We start from the raw sequence: 16357 nt of genomic DNA on the forward strand, positions 1-16357 counted from the left end.
GTCTCAGTCCGCCGCTCGGGGAAACAGGCCGCGCGGCCGGAAGAGAAGCACGAGAAGGAAGGCGATATGCCCGACAAGGATCTGCCATTCCGGATTGATAGCCGCGCCGACGGTCTGAGCGACACCGAGGATGATGCCACCGGCAAGCGTGCCCCAGAGTGACCCAAGCCCGCCGATGATGACAGCCTCGAAGGCGTAGATCAGCCGCGCCGGCCCCGCCGTCGGGTCAAAATTCGCGCGCGTGCCGAGATAGAGCGCCGCGATCGTAACGATCACCATCGCAAGCCCGGTGGCGACGGCGAAGATCGAGTTCGGCCGGATACCCATGAGACTTGCGGTCACTACGTCATCGGAGGTGGCGCGGAAGGCGCGGCCAAGCGCTGTGCGATAGATCAGCTGGTTGAGCGCGACGATAACCAATATCGCGGACGCGAAGGTGATCAGCGGCATCACACCGGCACTGATGTTGCCGAGACTGACAGACGCCGTTTCAAGCGCACCGGCCGAGATGCGGCGGCTATCGGCGGTGAACCCTTCCAGGAGGCCGTTCTGGATGACGATCGACAGGCCGAAGGTGACGAGCAGCGGCGGCAGGATATCCTTGCCCAGAGTGCGGTTCAGCAGGTGATATTGCAGCACCCAGCCGAGGGCGAACATCAGCGGGGCTGCAATAACGGCGGCGACGAAGGGATCGAGCCCGAGCGTGGAGACGATCACAAGGATGAGGAAGGCCGCGAGCACGATAAGGTCGCCGTGGGCCAGATTGACAAGGCGCATGATGCCGAAGACAAGGCTCAGGCCCGCGGCAAAAAGAGCATAAAGGCCGCCGAGCAGCACACCCTGCAGAAGCGTATCAATGAAGCTCATTGGGCTCTGCTCCGAAATAGGCCGCATGGATATCGGCGCGATTAAACTCCGCCGGTTGACCGGACAGCGTAACGCGGCCCTCCATCATGCAATAGACGCGGTCGGCAACCTTCAACGCCTGGGCGATGTCCTGCTCGACGATGATGATGGCAGCGCCGGCGGCACTAATCTTGGAGAAGGCGGCGTAGATATCCTTGATGACGACGGGCGCAAGACCGAGGCTCAGCTCGTCGCAAAGCAGGACGTCCGGGTTCGACATCAGCGCCCGGCCGATTGCCACCATCTGCTGCTGGCCGCCAGACAACGCGGTCGCCGGATTGCGGCGGCGCTCGTTCAGGATTGGAAAAAGCCGGTAGATGCTGTCGAGGGTCCAGGGACCGGCCACCGAGCGGCCGTAAGCTCCGACCAGCAGGTTTTCCTCGACGGTGAGAGAGGAAAACAGCTTTCGCCCTTCCGGCACCAGCGCGATGCCGCGGCGCACGACATCGGGGGCGGCAAGCGCGCCGATCGGTTCGCCGCGATGCAGGATCATCTCGGCACGATTGGTGATGATGCCCGCGATCGAGCGCATCAGGGTCGATTTACCGGCGCCGTTTGCGCCGATCACGGCGACGGTCTCACCGGCGTCGAGCCTGATATCGACGCCGAAGATTGCCTGGAAATCGCCATAGAAGGCAGTGAGGGCCCGGGTTTCGATGAGGCTTGGCATCAGACCTCCATTCCCAGATAGATTTCGCGTACTTCGCTGGAGGCCATGATCGTCTCCGGATCGCCGACCCCGATCACCCGGCCAAAATTCAACACGAGGATGCGCTCGGTGACTGCGGTCAAGGCGTGCAGCACATGCTCGATCCAGATGACGGCGATGCCGCGCTGATGCACGCGCTTGATGGTGGCAACCAACTGGCGGCATTCGCCTTCGGTCAGCCCGCCGGCGATTTCATCGAGCAGCAAAAGCTTCGGCTTTGTGGCGAGCGCGCGGGCAAGCTCCAGCCGCTTGCGTTCAAGGAGGGTAAGCGCGCCCGCGGGCATGTTGGCCTTGGCAATCAGACCGGTTTCCACGAGAATATCAGCGCAAAGACCGGCGACCTCGCTTTCCCTCGCCTGCGAACCAAAAGCGCCAGCGACAAGAAGGTTTTCATAGACAGTCAGCTGATCGAAAGGCTGCGGGATCTGGAAAGTGCGGCCCATGCCGGCCAGGCAGCGCTGCATCGGGGGCTGACGGGTGACGTCACGGCCATCGAAGTGGATGGTGCCGGTCGCGACGGAAAGATTGCCGCTGATCAGATTGAAGAGGGTCGATTTGCCGGCGCCATTCGGCCCAATGACGCCGAGCGCCTCGCCCGGCTCCACGCAAAAGCCGATGTTTTCGGCAACGACGAGCGCGCCGAAGGATTTTGATACAGCGTTAAGTTCCAGTATGGGCATCACGTTCTCGGTTCTTTATGTGGCTTTCCGGGAAAACGCCTTATCCGGCCGGACGGGCCACCTCTCCCCGCGCGGGGAGAAGCAAGAGCAAATGCAAAAATTCCGGTTCCCCTCCTCCCCGAAAAGAGCCTAGGCCAATGCCTCCAGCTTGCCGCCCTGCGGCACATTCGGCGCCAGGCTGTTTTCGACAACCACGAGATCGTACCCGCCGCCCGATTTCAGTCGCCACTGGCCGCCGACCAGCGGCGTCTTGGCAATATTCTTCTGGGCAAAAGGCGGCAGCTTGTCGCTGCCCCAGGCAACTGGACCAACGAGCGTATCGAGCTTGGTCTTGCCGATGGCCTTGGCCACCGCATCGCCATCGCCCACGTCCTCGGCGCGCTTCATCACATCGACCGCTAGCTCGAACAGGGCGTGGGCAAAGCCGATCGGCTGCGTCCAGGGACGCCCCGTCGCCTTGGTGAAGGCCCCTGCAACGGTCGCAGCCGTTTCGCCCGTCAGCGACGACTTGAACGGATGGCTCGGCGTCCACCAGACTTCGGTCGACAGGTTGTGACCGGCATCGCCCAGCGCCTCCACCGTTTGCGGGAAGAGAAGCGCCTTGCCGATCGAAGCGATCTTCGGCTTCAGGCCCTGCTGCTTGGCCTGGTTCCAGAAAGTGGTGAGGTCAGGCGGGATCATCACGCCGGTCAGGATATCGGTTCCGGCCTGCTTGAAGGCATTGATCTGTGCGGAAAAATCGTCCGTCAGGTTCTGGTAGCGGCCGGTATCTGTCAGCCCATAGCCGAGCTTTTCCAAGACGGGCGGGAAGCCTACCACCTTGTCGCCCCAGGCATTGCCGTCGCCATCGTTCGGGAAGAGTCCGCCGACCTTCTTGTTGGTCTCTATCTGGCCCCACATGCCGGTGAAGACGGCGATGATATCCTCAAGCCCCCAGAAGAAGTGGTAGGCATAGTTGAACGGCTTCCATGAGGCCGGGTCGCCGGGATTGCCCTGCTGGCCGATGAACCAGGGCTGCCAGGGCGCAACGGTGGAGATGCAGGGCATCTCCTCGGCCTCGCAAGTGGTCGAGACCGGGTTTGTCGTTTCCGGGGTCGAGGAGACCAGCATGAGGTTGATCTCGTTATCGACGATCAGTTCCTTTGCCACTTCCGCCGCACGGTTGGGGTTGGACTGGCTGTCCTTTACCACCACCTCGTAATTAAGGCCCATACCCTTGGTCGTTGCCAGGAAGGCATCGATGACGAACTTGTCGGCTTCGCCGAAGGCGGCGAGCGGGCCGGTCTGCGGGCTGACATAGCCGAGCTTGATCGCAACGTTCTGGGCGATCGCCGGGGCGGCAAGGCCCGATGTGGCGAGAACGGCCCCGCCGGCGGCCGTCGTCTTCAAAAAATCGCGTCTGGTAAACATGCTTCCTCCCATTGTCCTCTCCTCCCAAAGAGCGCGCAAAGCGGCATGCAAATGTCAGTCTGTCGGCCGCCTCCCCTCGAAGGCGTCCTGCAACAAGGCCCGGATCGACGTCTTGTCGATCGGCCGTGGATTCCAGTAGGGATTTTCGACCGAAATTGACGCGGCGCGATCAAGATCGGCCTCGCTCAATCCGAATTCCTTCAAGGACAGCGGCGCTCCGATCGCCTTTGCGAAATCCCAGAGCCCGCCACCGATCGATCCGCCGAAAATCTCCGCAGCCGGGGCAAGTTCCGCAGCGGCTGCAGTGGCGTTGAAGGCGACTGTATGCGGCAGCATGACCGCGTGAGTTTCTGCATGCGGCGTATCGAACGAGCCGCCGAGCGTGTGGCAGATCTTATGGTGCAGCGCCATCCCGACCGTGCCAAGCACCGTGCCGCAGAGCCAGGCACCATAGAGCGCGTCACCGCGGGCTTTTACATCGCGAGGTGCGTTGACGATCTCCGGCAAGCTGCGCGCAAGGGCGCGCAGGCCCTCCAGCGCCATCAGCGTCGAGATCGGATTGCGGTCCTGCGCATAAAGTCCTTCCATTGCATGGGCCATGGCATTGAGCCCGCTGGTGATGCTCATGGCGACCGGCAGGCCGAGGGTCAGTGCCGGATCGTAAATGACGACCTCCGGCAGGATTTTCGCATCGCGTATCGTCGTCTTGCGGCCGGCTTCCGTTTGGCCGAGGATCGGCGTGACCTCCGAACCGGCATAGGTGGTCGGTACGACGATCTGCGGAAGGTCGGTTCGATAGGCGATCCCCTTGCCGAGCCCGGTGGTCGATCCGCCACCGAGAGAGACGACACAATCCGCCAGCGTCGCAGCCGCCACCTTCACCGCTGCTTCCGTCACATCGACCGGAGTGTGCATGGTGGCACCCGAAAACACGCCGCAGGCAAGGTTGCCGATCTCACGAGCCAGAGCCTCGGCATCCGCCCTCTGTTGCGGGGTCGAGAGAACGAGTGCCCGCCTGCAGCCGGTTTTCTCGATCCACTGGCCCACCTGGCTTCTCGCGCCTTCACCAAAGATGATGCGGGCCGAGCTGCCGGCATAGGAAAAGGGTTGGGTCATGACGCCCTCCCCGGCTTGGCGCGAACCATGACAAAGGTGAGATCTGCGGCCTTGCCGTGCCTGCCATCGACGTCGGCGGGCTCGAAACGGGAAACAAGTTCTGGCCGCACGCCGAACAGCGCATCCTCGGAAAGATGCGGGTCGCTGGCATCATAAATATGGGTGGTGATCGTCTCGAATCCCTTGGCGCGGATGACAAAATGCAGGTGCGCCGGGCGGCGCAGAGGATAGCCGGTATCGGCAAAAAGTCTCCCGACCGGTCCATCATCCGGTACACCGTAACCCGAGGGCACGACAGAACGGTAGTCAAAGTGGCCCTGCGCATCCGTGTGGAACAGGCCGCGCAGATTGTGTTCGGGCTGCAGGTCGGGCTGCTGGTTCTCGTAAAATCCCTCGCAATTGGCCTGCCAGGTCACGACCTCGGCGCCGCCGATCGGCAGCCCATCGAGATCATTCACCCGTACCGAGACGGCGAGCGGCTCCCCGATGCCATCGAGCGAGATGGAGGATCCGCAGGCGCGCTCCGGTGTGTCATTGCGAAAGAAGGGGCCGCGAATGGTGTTCGGCGTTGCGCCTTTCGGCCGGCGGGTGTTGATCTCTTCCACCAGCGCGGAGGCACCGATGAGGTCGGAGAGCAGCACCCATTCCTGGCGACGCTCATCCGACGCGTGCCCGACCTCCGTCAGGAAGGCGATGACCTTTCGCCACTCGTCCTGGGTCGGGCGGAACTGTTTGATAAGATCGTGCACATGGGTTACGGCGGCAGCGATCAGCCGCGGCAGATTGCTGTCTGAACCCGTAGAAAAACGCTCGGCGAAGGCTTCCGACGATGTCGCTTCGCTGAATGTGAGCGCTTTGGCACCCAACGACATGCTCCACCTCCCCATTCCGTCGTCTGATAAATCCATCATAACAACCGGAAGCGGATGGATTGATGATTTTGCTTCAGCTCAATATAACAGATCGTTATGAAGATCGATGAACGTCACCTGATCCAGCTTGCTGCCGTCGTCAAGACTGGCGGCGTGACGGAGGGCGCGGCCCTGCTCGGGCTCGCCCAGCCAGCCGTATCGCGCACACTTTCCATGCTGGAAAAACGCGTCGGCGAACCGCTGTTCATCAAAGGCCGCCGACCGCTGCAGCCGACGCCCTTCGGCCTGGCACTGGCAGAGCATGGCTTCGTCATGCTGGCCGCCTCCCGCAAGGCTTCCGATCTCCTTGAAAGCTTCCGAGTTGGCAAGAGCGGCGTCGTGCGCGTCGGCGGTACGCCGTTCTTCATGGATGCCCTGATCGCCGGGCTCTGCGCAGAATTCCAGGCACACCATCCCGATGTGCGCATAGATCAAAGCTACGGCTATTTCCCAGATCTGCGCGCCGCGTTGAAAGCCGACCAGATCGACCTTGCCATCTGCCCGATCGACATTCTCGACGAGGGCTCCGGGCTGGAATTCCAGCAAATCCTGCCCGGCCGCAACGTCATTGCCTGCCGCATGACGCATCCGCTGCTCTTGAAACGCCGGCCGCAGCCGAGCCATCTGCTTGATTATCCCTGGGTCGCCCCGCCGCCCGGAAGCCCGCTGATGACGGACCTTCGCGCGCTGCTGCTCTCCTTCGGCGCGACAGAGATCAAGATCCGCTATTCAGGCGGGTCGCTTATGGCAGTGATCAACTATCTGAAATCGGCAGACGCGTTGACCGTGATGCCGCACAGCGTCGTTTTCGCGCAACGCAAGGAAAAGACGATCACTGCCCTGCCGGTGAACATTCCCCACCCGGAGCGGGCGCTGGCGATCCTGAAGAGGACGGACGCCCCAAGGACGCCCGCCGTCGAACAATTCGCCTCCTTCATCCGAACCGGCTTTCAGGATCTCCGCCACCTCATCAAACGCCATGAAGAGGCTGTCATCTGGGGGCTTTGAACAGCTTTTGCATTACCCCGCCGAAACAAGGCTCCTAAACTTTGGTGTGACAGTCAGTGACAGAAAAGGCGATCGAAATCAGACCGCGCAAGTCCGGATGGGCAACCTCATTCGCCGCAATCGATGCGGGTAGCCAACGTAGGATGCGTTGACCCTTCTCGGGAAAATCGTCGAAGGTCGTGGTAACGCGAATGCGATACAAGCGAACACGAAAGATCGAAGAGGTTCCGGATTTTTGGTAACTGAAGAATCCAACCGGATCCCTCGTCACGATGCCACGAACGCCTGCCTCCTCAAAAGCTTCGCGCACGGCACCCTCGGATGCAGTCTCCCCAGTTTCCATGTGCCCTTTGGGAATACCCCAGTCTCCGGTACGACGGCTGGAAATAAGCAAGACCTCAGGCTCGCCACCAGACTCAACCTGGCGAAAGCACAGTGCGCCTGCCTGTTCGACCGTATCTTCAAGGGAGCTGCCAAGCGCCGGTCGGAGTGGAGTTGCCGTCAATATCTTCCGTCCTGACAACTTTGGCCAAGGGGAGAATGGCCCAGCGCCGCGATACAAATGGCATGAGACATGGCCGGGAGAAGGCCATGAGGATACATCGCCTTTGACGGCAACCCACGAGTTCGGCCACGATCCTTGAGTACCCGATCGAGGTCCATCAGCGCGGCCAAACGGTGGCTATACTAGATTTGCGGAAACAGTATAGACCACCAGCTGGACGATGCAGCTTGCCCAAACGAGTTAGCTATACTAGATTTGCGAAACTGGTATAGGAGAGCCGATCTCATGAAGCAAATTGACCTCATGTTTCGCACGATGGTAGCGGAACTCCAACAGCGGACGTTCGATGCTCAATGGTCGGCCGACTTTCCTCCGACGGGTCGCTTCGTCCCGGTAACAGTCGATAATCGCAAATACTGGTATTTCGATGAACCAGACGGCGCGGGCGGTCAAAAGCGGCGTTATGTCGGACCTGCTGACGATACCGAAATCTCCGCTCGGGTCGCAACGTTCAGGGCTGAAAAGGACGATTACCAGAACCGGCGAAAAATGGTCTCAGCCCTGACGCGCGAAGCCGGTATGATCGCGCCGGATCGCTTCACGGGCGCGGTCGTCGAGGCGCTGGCTGCAGCCGGTCTTTTCCGGCTTCGTGGCGTCTTGGTGGGAACGGTCGCCTTTCAATGCTATGCGGCATACCTTGGCGTGCGCCTACCAATGGCCGCGATCCTGACGGGTGATGCCGACATTGCCCAAGATTACGCGATCTCGGGAGAAGTGGCAGATTCCATGCCGTCAGTTGTGGAACTGCTGCAAGGGATCGATCCGTCATTCCGGGCGCTCCCGCACATATCCGGATCGCCCCGCTCTAATGCTTTCCGGAATGATAGCGGCTACCGCGTCGAGTTCCTGACGACAAACCGGGGATCGGAGGAATACGCTGATCAACCGGCGAACATGCCCGCGCTCGGCGGAGCTGCGGCGGAACCGCTCCGATACATGGATTTCCTGATCCGTGATCCGGTCCGAACGATCCTGCTGCATGGTGCCGGTGTCTCAGTCGTTGTGCCCGATCCGTCGCGGTTCGCGGTCCATAAGCTGATTGTCGCTGGTCGTCGCCTCGATGATGCCGGTGGGCGCGCAAAGAAGGACAAAGACTTGCGCCAGGCCGGAATGCTTTTCGAGGCACTGCAAGAAACTGCCTATGGTCGGGAACTGGCTGCCGCTTTGCGTGAGGCGTGGGGTCGAGGGCCGTCATGGAGGAGTGCGATCACGGCGGGCGTTGATGCGGTTCACAACCAATATGAACCGGCCGTCCATCGCACGTTTGGCATTCTGCCGCCAGAGGAAGTGGAAAAGGCCCGTCTATCCAATGAGCATAACGTCTGACGGGTTGCTTATCGCGCAATGATTTGCAACGAAAAATTCAACTTGAAGTTGCCAAACCTTATACTTTTGTTAGCAATCAGAAATACCCCCAACTGCATCGCGAGTTGCGAAGAAACGATGTTTTGATTTCGGCACCGCCGAGATGGTCGAAGCACCCATCGATGCCTTGTACTCAAATTGTGCGATGCGAGCCCATCAAACTCAAGCAGCCAGGCAAACCCCGCGACAGCCGGGCCAACCGCTTCGACTCGGCTATGGGCAGTCCGGCACTGGACGCGACACGCAAGAATGCTGCCCATCCCTGCCAGCAAACCGAAAAACACTGCTGGTGAGCTAACGTGCCACAACTATGGTCGTGAGTGGGATATTCGAGCAGGGCGAACCATCAGACCGATCGACGAGAAAGGGCTCCGATCGCGGAACCGGGATTGCGACCATTTCCATCACGCCCTACCTACTGGCGATGATCGTATTTCTCGACTTCGAAGCCTCCTCCCTTAGCAAGCACAGCTACCCCGTCGAGATCGCCTGGGTCTTCGAGGATGGGCGCTCGCGGTCATTCCTGATCAAACCGAAGTCCGGATGGACGGACTGGTCCGCAGATGCGGAAAAGATCCATGGTATTTCGCGCGACCGCCTGCAGGAAGAAGGAAGCGACATCGAACACGTCGTGGGGGAATTGATGGTAGAGCTTTCGGGGCACGAGCCTTATGCAAGTTCGCCCTCCTGGGACGGGAAGTGGCTCAGCGCACTGCTTAGGAGTGCAGGAAAGCCACGCCATGCATTGCGGCTTCGGAAATCAGACGATCTCTTCATCGAGGCGGCGTCTGCCATCCTTGGTGCCGATAGCGCAAATGTCGATATTCCTGGTTTCGTCGCCGATGTCATCGCCCAGTCGGAACCTGTCAATCCGGCTCATCGCGCCCTTCCCGACGCACGCCTCGAGCTGAAACGGCTCGGGCTTGTCCAGGCTGCCGCCAGGAAAATTGCGGCCTCCTGCCACGATTGACGCGTCCGTTGCTGCAAGCTTTGCCGTTGCTCCAAAGCAGACATCGTCGGCGAACAGGTTGCAGGTCGCAGATGCACCAGAGAACCTGATCTCAGAAGAGATCGCTCCAAGCGGAAGTTCTCCTGTCTCTGTCTTCCTGCTATCGTGGAGATGGGGGATGACCCTATGAGCGAGAATCGCAAGCTGGCTGCAATTCTGGCCGCTGATGTAGTCGGATATAGCCGGCTCGCCAGCGAGGACGAAGATCGCACCCTTGCAAGGTTGCGGGCACTGCGCAGCGACCTGATCGATCCAACCATCGCCGTGCACAATGGCCGCGTTATCAAGCGCACCGGAGATGGAGCGCTGGTCGAATTCCGCAGCGTTGTCGATGCCGTGCGCTGCGCCATCGAGGTACAGAATGGCATGGCCGAGCGCAATGCCGGCGTTCAGCAGGATCGGCGCATCGAGTTCCGGATCGGCATCCATCTGGGGGACGTAGTAGAGGAAAGCGATGGCGACCTGATGGGTGATGGCGTCAACATTGCCTCCCGTCTCGAGGGTATCGCGACCCCCAGCGCCATTTGCCTGTCCGAGGATGCCTATCGCCAGGTCAAGGCGAGGCTCGATCTCTCCGTCAGCGATCTTGGAGTGATGCAGCTCAAGAACATCGCCGAGCCGATCCGGGTCTATTCGCTTCAGGTCAGTGCCGCCGCGGAGGCAAAGCCAGCAGCAAGCGCAGGCGCCGTGGCTCATGCTCCGGCCGAATCGCCGCCTGAGCTTTCGATTGCCGTGCTGCCCTTCGTCAACATGAGCGGCGATGCCGAGCAGGAGTACTTCGCCGACGGCATCTCCGAAGATATCATTACTGCGCTATCGAAGCTGTCGCAGCTCTTTGTCATTGCTCGCAACTCATCATTTACTTTCAAGGGCCGGAGCGTGAACGTGCAGGAGGTGGGGCGCAATCTCAACGTGCGCTACGTGCTGGAGGGGAGCGTTCGCAAATCAGGCAACAAGGTAAGGATCACCGCGCAGCTCATCGATGCGACCACTGGCGGGCATCAGTGGGCTGAGCGTTTCGATCGCGACCTGAGCGATATCTTCGCGGTGCAGGATGACGTCACGCAGCAGATCGTCGGTGCTTTGGAACTCAAGCTGACGTCCGGGGACCAGCAGCGCCTCGCGGCCGAGCAGACACAAAATCTGGAAGCCTATGACTGCTTCCTGCGGGGTCGTGAACACATGTGGCGGCTCACGAGAGAGCAGAATATCGAGGGCCAGCAATTGTTGCAGCGCGCCATCGATCTGGACCCCAACTTTGCCCCGGCTCACGCGTTCCTCGCCGTGGCGCAGGCACTGGCCTACGTCAACCAGTGGAGCCAATCGCCCTCGAAGTCACTGGAACAGGCGATCGTTTCTGCGACGCATGCGGTCGCCCTCGACGATCGATATCCCTACGCGCATTGGGCGCTGGGCGTCACCAACTTGTACCTGCGACGACTTGACGTGGCCATCCGCGAGGCTGAACGCGTGATCGCGCTTGCTCCCAATCTTGCCGAGGGCCACGAGAGCCTCGGCAACGCTCTGCATTATGCGGGCCGGTCCGACGAAGCCCTGGTCTGTTTCGAGCGGGCAGTTGCGCTGAACCCATATTATCCCGACATCTTCCTCCACTTCCACGCGCAGGCGATGTTTCAGTTGGGCAGGTACGAGGAAGCCGTTTCCTTCCTGAAGCGTCGGCTTGTGCGCAATCCCGGCACCGACATCTCACGCGTGTTGCTAGCGGCGAGCTATGGTCACTTGGGCCGATTCGCGGAGGCGCGCGAGGAGTGGGATGAAGTGTTCCGCATCAATCCTGATTATTCGCTGGAGCACAGGCGCAAAGTGCTGCCCTACAGGAACCCTGCCGATTTCGAGCGCGTTGTGGACGGCCTGCGCAAAGCCGGTCTCACCGAGTGATTGACGCGGTAGTCTACAGCCTGCTCCGCGGCGGCGCTAAGGCTTCCAGCGCTGTGGCGCAAATTGCGCCGACAACGGAATTGTCATCAGTCAAGAAGCGAGGGCATCTTGCGTGGCGGGTATGCGAAGCTCCTTCTCAAGCACGGCGATCTCGGAGATCAAGATCCCTTATCGCAACAAACCCTTGAAGAGCATTCCGGCTGCTACGGGCTCAGACCGCAGATCCGCTCACCAAGGAAAAATTCAATGCCACTCCGATGAGCAACTGACGGCAACGCCTTACCCATGGGGGTTAAGCGCCTGGTAGAACAGACTTCGGTGCATAGCGTTATCGACTGGAACCGAGGTGTCTTGGTGAGTCCACTGCACCCTGCCAATAGAGAAGACGCCAGCAGCTCCAAGCGCGCCCGATGAGCGCTGCGACAGCAGCAGAGGTTCCCGCTAAGCCGCGCCGATCCACGTAGGCAAAGCTACGAACATACAAGTGGAAAAGCGGGATGTAAGGATGCTGTGCCACATCCGCCGGCAAGGGGATTTCAGATGCGGATTTAGAGAACATTTCCAAGCGGTTTTTGATGGGCTACTTCAGACACGGGCCGCCTTTGCAGACTACAGCCGAATGGCGGGTATGGTGCGGATTCCGGCCAAGTAACTAGGTGCATTTCCGTATGACGCTGTTCGTTAAGCACCCTTGCACTGCTACGCTCTGCGCCGATCTAAAAAAGATATGCGACGAGGAGCATTTCAAATCGTATGCCGTCCTCAAATTTCCCGACGCTGGCACTGCCAATTTTTCTGACATGCTTATTGGCACAGATTGGTCAAAGGACGCTATTCTTCAAATATGCAAGGAAAGCGTTTTTCAAACAAAACTTCTGGATCTTCTGAAGCTTTCGACGTTGCCGATGGAGATAGATCTAGAAACCAGAATAGCAACTTGCAATGATTCAGTATTCATCGTGTCAAATTTGGGGACCAGACTTTCTGCCTTCTGCATATACGACCCGGAAGACAGTAAATATCTATTACTGTTTACGTCACACCCGCATCAATACCATAATAGTAATTCTGTCATGATGAAATGTCTTGCTGCAATAAACAGTTACTTCAGGCAATCTGTTGCCTCAAGACAAAGATCGCCGTTATCTCGGCGCGAGATCGAGTGCCTGCGCTGGGCGGCGGCAGGTAAGACAAGTGAAGAAACTGCGATCATCCTGTCCCTTTCCGGATCAACAATTAATGCGTACCTAAAATCGGCTATGCGCAAGTTGAATGCATACAACAGGGTTCAGGCGGTTGTGCAAGCTTACAAACAGAAAGTCTTGTGACGCTACCGTCCATTGCAACGCTACCACCGCCAACCCAACTTCAGCAATGCGTGAAGACTAAAGGCAGGTGCCGAGGCAAGCGCCGCAACGCTGGGCGCGCCGAGATCGGTCCCCTCAAATAGACGGCTTTAGCAGCTCAGCAACATGCGCATCGGTATGTTTACCTACCCGGCGCCTCTACCAATTGCAGATGGAAACGCGGTATCTTCCTGAGATTTCATTTTTTATGCAGTTGTGATGGTATCCGTAAATGGTTCAGCGAAATCCGGTCTATCTCATCGATGATGATGAATCGATCAGGGATGCGATTCTGCTGAATTTGCACGTCGACGGGTTGATCGCCATGGGTTTTCCCGACTGCAACGCTTTTCTGTCCAGTGTGCCGAATTTGAAGCCGGGCTGTATCTTGCTTGATCTACATATGCCGACGAAGGGTGGCTTGGAACTGCAAACGGAGTTGACTAAGGCGTGTATTTACTGGCCCATCATTGTCGTCACCGGAACCAGAGATCTCGAAAGTTGCCGAGCGGCATTTCGCGCCGGCGCGGTCGATTTCCTATGCAAGCCCATTGGTGGTGACGAGCTACGGGAAGCGCTCAAACCAGCATTCGCACAACTGGAAACACTCCTGGAACGCGACGAAGCGAGCCTTCTGGTGCATCAGCTCACGCTGAGAGAGCGGGAGGTATTCGACTTGTTGTGTCGCGGATTCGGCACCAAAGAGATTGCGAAGGTGCTTGCTATTTCCACCCGAACCGTCGATGCACATCGCGCCAACATTTCCACCAAACTGGGCACACGGTCCGTTGCTGAGTTCGTCCATATTCAGATGTTAGCATCCGTATAGGTAGCTGACTTGGGTGAGGAAGAAAGACACCGAGACGCCGCCGAAATCCGCTGCATCTCAATGACGACGATGAATCGGTGAGGGATGCGATAGTACCGAGTATGCAGGCCGACGGGTTGACCTTTGAAGCCGGGCTATATCCTGCTCGACCTTCTTAAACCAATGAAGGACAGTCTCCTTCCGCAACCCTTCACGATCGACGATTTCGCTGAGCCATTTCATTCCACCATCATCTGCCTCATCGAGGATAAATTCTTAAGTCAGCAATTGTTAGAGGTTGCATCTAAGTAAATATACCGATGCGGGCATTCGTCGTCAGCGCCACCTTCGCTCACGACGACGTGTAACTTTATTCTAACTCCAGAGATTGCTAGCTTGTTTGCTTCCCAGCGATTGAGAACCGCAGTTAATTCGGCAGTGCCCGCCGTCTTGATTTGGGTCGCTCTTCAGATTCTATCTACAATAGTATTGATATTTTTCCATATAGACAAAGTTGAGAACAACATTGCTTCCTACGCCCAAAGCCTTGAGCGTCTGGCAGTTAGTCGGAACAGCCAGAACTTTGGCTTCATGCAATCACTTACGATGGTAGCGGACGCTCCACGTAGCCGTTCTATCGCGTCTTTTACGAATCTCGCGGAGAACCTCCACGCCCGGTACCCGCAAATATCTGGCATAGCGTGGTATGAAATGGAGCCGGACGAGAAGGTGCAACTGAAACCGATCGTGCAAGTGCCCACCGAAGGGGAGAGCCCGATCCTGAAATCTGCAAAGCTGTTTGAGGCCTTAGCAGGCCACCATGGTCAGGTTCAAGTTGTCGTAGACAGTAAATTACAGAACAAATACTACATCGTTGAACACCTCCGTAACTACAACAATCATTTCTCTATTATAATAACGATCGATTCTAGAGAAATGCTCAAGCCATCTTTAGTCGATAATTGCCCTAAAGTTACATGGACCTCGGACGAATTGACTCTATTCTCCAATGCACCCACAAAAACGAGCACTTCAATTATCCTTTCAACCATAGAACGACGAATTGAGGTTTATATCGGCGATATATATCAAAAACCAAACGACAATTTCCTGAAAACGAGCATCAATGTTGAAAAACCAATCGCCCTGGACGCGATCCTCGACAACAGCATGCTGTACGTCTTCTCCACATTCTCCATGCTTATAGCGGGCCTGTCTTCATATGCTCTCCACCAAAGACAGGTCACGCGGCGCCTGCGAGAGGCCGAGCGCCTCGCGAAAGAGAATATTAACCGCCTCGAGCTGGAAAAGCGGCACGAACACGCGTCGCGAGTCTACGCGATTGGGGAAATGGCGGCAGCAATTGCTCACGAGCTGATTCAGCCACTGACAGCCATTCTCATCAACAGCCAAACTGGTGTGAAGTTGATGGATGCCACGTCGACACCCCAGGCGAACGTGACGAGTATTCTTTCCTCGAACGTGAAAGACGCGCAGAGAGCGAGCGAAATCATCAGGAATGTCCGAAGCTTCGTAAGCCCGAAGCCAACAGACACAGCCTGCACCGACATAGTTGCGGCGATACGTGAGGTTGTCACCCTCATGCAAGCTCTGTTCGCAGAGTGTGGTTTCGAAATCGCACTCGATTTCGACGAGGGACCGCTGCTTTGCAAAATCGGCAGAGTTGAATTTGAACAGGTCGTTTACAATCTCGTTCGCAATGCGTTGGAGGTGGGCGAGCATCTTGACGCCAAAGACCGGATTGTCGCGATCAGTGCTCGGCGCACTGACGATCGTATTTCTATACAAGTACGGGATCGGGGACCTGGTATCGAGGAGAATATGCTGCAGAGCCTCTTTGTCCCATTTTCGACGACTAAAGTTTCGGGTATGGGTTTGGGCCTTTCTCTTTCTCGCCGTATCGTAGAGCGCGCTGGAGGGGAGCTTTCTGGCCAGAACCATCAAGGTCGGGGAGCGATCTTCGAGATAGTGTTACCAAAGGCGACGGGCGGGATAGCGTCGTCAAACCGGCGGCAGCCGCTTACAGTCGACGAGGCTCGATGTCACCGCGAGACAAAGCAGTCCTAAGGCGTTGATGTGGCCGTCGCTAGAAGGCGACCAAAGCGCCCACAATTGTCCTACTGAAATCGAGAAGGCATTGTGTGGGCACCGAAATTTGCCACGCAGCGGCCAGGACCTACAACAACGAACGGCCCGGTAAGGGCATCGGCGGCCTCAAGCCCGCAAAGAAACTGACATGGCCGCGTGAATTCTACTGTGGAGCTCCGTTGAAAACGGGCGGATTACCAACTCGGCGTGGCCGAGAAATCAGCCAGTCTCGTGGCGATTTGGTCGTCGGTGTCGCAGGCCACGCTCGTCGAAGTCATCGATCGGATGCTGGAGCTTGGCCCATCTATCGCCGATACCCTTTCGAAAGCGAGACCGATGTGGCTGAGAAGAAACGCCATGCGTTTTCCTCGATCCGTTGACCCATCGAGGTTGATCAGAAATGTATCGGGGCTGGGCCGGCACATGCCGCGCGTGTAATGTTTTCTGGGCGGGAACGAAACTCATCGAGGCTTCGGGGGTCGTGGCAATCGCAAATAACACCGGCCCTTAAAATCT

At 58.1% G+C, this 16357-nt stretch carries 14 protein-coding genes; 7 read left to right on the plus strand and 7 right to left on the minus strand.

Going from position 1 to position 16357, the window contains the following annotated elements; translation table 11 throughout:
* Positions 1-3 precede the first annotated feature (3 nt).
* The 6 genes from AC1DE4_RS21245 to AC1DE4_RS21270 form a co-directional block, all read right to left on the minus strand.
* Complete coding sequence (locus AC1DE4_RS21245) at positions 4-867, minus strand: branched-chain amino acid ABC transporter permease (RefSeq protein WP_477882818.1); 864 nt, start codon at positions 865-867, stop codon at positions 4-6.
* On the minus strand, positions 854-1576 hold the full coding sequence (locus AC1DE4_RS21250; protein WP_025659546.1) for an ABC transporter ATP-binding protein: 723 nt from the start codon (positions 1574-1576) through the stop codon (positions 854-856). The genes AC1DE4_RS21245 and AC1DE4_RS21250 overlap by 14 nt, the downstream gene beginning before the upstream one ends.
* Positions 1576-2295: an ABC transporter ATP-binding protein gene (locus AC1DE4_RS21255; protein WP_477882821.1), complete on the minus strand. Its 720-nt coding sequence runs from the start codon at positions 2293-2295 to the stop codon at positions 1576-1578. Before AC1DE4_RS21255 ends, AC1DE4_RS21250 begins: the two co-directional genes overlap by 1 nt.
* Before the next feature lie 129 nt (positions 2296-2424).
* Positions 2425-3705, minus strand: a complete 1281-nt coding sequence (locus AC1DE4_RS21260; RefSeq protein WP_477882823.1) for an ABC transporter substrate-binding protein — start codon at positions 3703-3705, stop codon at positions 2425-2427.
* Positions 3706-3759: 54 nt separating this feature from the next.
* On the minus strand, positions 3760-4821 hold the full coding sequence (locus AC1DE4_RS21265; RefSeq protein WP_477882825.1) for a maleylacetate reductase: 1062 nt from the start codon (positions 4819-4821) through the stop codon (positions 3760-3762).
* Entirely contained in the window at positions 4818-5693 is an 876-nt protein-coding gene (locus AC1DE4_RS21270) for a dioxygenase family protein (protein ID WP_477882827.1), read from the minus strand. The genes AC1DE4_RS21265 and AC1DE4_RS21270 overlap by 4 nt, the downstream gene beginning before the upstream one ends.
* A gap of 96 nt (positions 5694-5789) precedes the next feature.
* Here AC1DE4_RS21270 and AC1DE4_RS21275 point away from each other — a divergent pair, with 96 nt between their 5' ends.
* Positions 5790-6740 carry a LysR family transcriptional regulator gene (locus AC1DE4_RS21275; RefSeq protein ID WP_025659551.1) on the plus strand — a complete coding sequence of 317 codons (951 nt, stop codon included), beginning with the start codon at positions 5790-5792 and terminating at the stop codon, positions 6738-6740.
* A gap of 34 nt (positions 6741-6774) precedes the next feature.
* Here AC1DE4_RS21275 and AC1DE4_RS21280 read toward each other — a convergent pair whose 3' ends face one another.
* A complete protein-coding gene (locus tag AC1DE4_RS21280; protein WP_477882829.1) occupies positions 6775-7302 on the minus strand; it encodes an NUDIX hydrolase in 528 nt (175 codons plus the stop codon).
* Positions 7303-7530: 228 nt separating this feature from the next.
* Here AC1DE4_RS21280 and AC1DE4_RS21285 point away from each other — a divergent pair, with 228 nt between their 5' ends.
* From AC1DE4_RS21285 to AC1DE4_RS21310, 6 genes are all read left to right on the plus strand, one after another.
* Entirely contained in the window at positions 7531-8631 is a 1101-nt protein-coding gene (locus AC1DE4_RS21285; RefSeq protein WP_477882831.1) for a nucleotidyltransferase family protein, read from the plus strand.
* Positions 8632-9094: 463 nt separating this feature from the next.
* Complete coding sequence (locus AC1DE4_RS21290; protein WP_477882922.1) at positions 9095-9640, plus strand: 3'-5' exonuclease; 546 nt, start codon at positions 9095-9097, stop codon at positions 9638-9640.
* A gap of 165 nt (positions 9641-9805) precedes the next feature.
* On the plus strand, positions 9806-11578 hold the full coding sequence (locus AC1DE4_RS21295) for an adenylate/guanylate cyclase domain-containing protein (protein WP_477882833.1): 1773 nt from the start codon (positions 9806-9808) through the stop codon (positions 11576-11578).
* Between the two features lie 668 nt (positions 11579-12246).
* A complete protein-coding gene (locus AC1DE4_RS21300) occupies positions 12247-12906 on the plus strand; it encodes a helix-turn-helix domain-containing protein (protein WP_477882835.1) in 660 nt (219 codons plus the stop codon).
* Between the two features lie 250 nt (positions 12907-13156).
* A complete protein-coding gene (locus tag AC1DE4_RS21305) occupies positions 13157-13753 on the plus strand; it encodes a response regulator transcription factor (RefSeq protein ID WP_477882838.1) in 597 nt (198 codons plus the stop codon).
* A 690-nt stretch (positions 13754-14443) separates the two neighbouring features.
* On the plus strand, positions 14444-15820 hold the full coding sequence (locus tag AC1DE4_RS21310; protein ID WP_477882840.1) for a sensor histidine kinase: 1377 nt from the start codon (positions 14444-14446) through the stop codon (positions 15818-15820).
* Positions 15821-16357: the final 537 nt, after the last annotated feature.

The organism is Rhizobium sp. 10N414, assembly GCF_056394785.1.

What these genes read in the sequence shown, in the direction of transcription:
- AC1DE4_RS21275 (WP_025659551.1), top strand. Translation starts at nt 5,790, where the DNA reads ATGAAGATCGATGAACGTCACCTGATCCAGCTTGCTGCCGTCGTCAAG.
- AC1DE4_RS21255 (WP_477882821.1), bottom strand. Translation starts at nt 2,295, where the DNA reads ATGCCCATACTGGAACTTAACGCTGTATCAAAATCCTTCGGCGCGCTC.
- AC1DE4_RS21250 (WP_025659546.1), bottom strand. Translation starts at nt 1,576, where the DNA reads ATGCCAAGCCTCATCGAAACCCGGGCCCTCACTGCCTTCTATGGCGAT.
- AC1DE4_RS21265 (WP_477882825.1), bottom strand. Translation starts at nt 4,821, where the DNA reads ATGACCCAACCCTTTTCCTATGCCGGCAGCTCGGCCCGCATCATCTTT.
- AC1DE4_RS21245 (WP_477882818.1), bottom strand. Translation starts at nt 867, where the DNA reads ATGAGCTTCATTGATACGCTTCTGCAGGGTGTGCTGCTCGGCGGCCTT.
- AC1DE4_RS21290 (WP_477882922.1), top strand. Translation starts at nt 9,095, where the DNA reads ATGATCGTATTTCTCGACTTCGAAGCCTCCTCCCTTAGCAAGCACAGC.
- AC1DE4_RS21305 (WP_477882838.1), top strand. Translation starts at nt 13,157, where the DNA reads ATGGTTCAGCGAAATCCGGTCTATCTCATCGATGATGATGAATCGATC.
- AC1DE4_RS21285 (WP_477882831.1), top strand. Translation starts at nt 7,531, where the DNA reads ATGAAGCAAATTGACCTCATGTTTCGCACGATGGTAGCGGAACTCCAA.
- AC1DE4_RS21295 (WP_477882833.1), top strand. Translation starts at nt 9,806, where the DNA reads ATGAGCGAGAATCGCAAGCTGGCTGCAATTCTGGCCGCTGATGTAGTC.
- AC1DE4_RS21270 (WP_477882827.1), bottom strand. Translation starts at nt 5,693, where the DNA reads ATGTCGTTGGGTGCCAAAGCGCTCACATTCAGCGAAGCGACATCGTCG.
- AC1DE4_RS21260 (WP_477882823.1), bottom strand. Translation starts at nt 3,705, where the DNA reads ATGTTTACCAGACGCGATTTTTTGAAGACGACGGCCGCCGGCGGGGCC.
- AC1DE4_RS21300 (WP_477882835.1), top strand. Translation starts at nt 12,247, where the DNA reads ATGACGCTGTTCGTTAAGCACCCTTGCACTGCTACGCTCTGCGCCGAT.
- AC1DE4_RS21310 (WP_477882840.1), top strand. Translation starts at nt 14,444, where the DNA reads ATGGAGCCGGACGAGAAGGTGCAACTGAAACCGATCGTGCAAGTGCCC.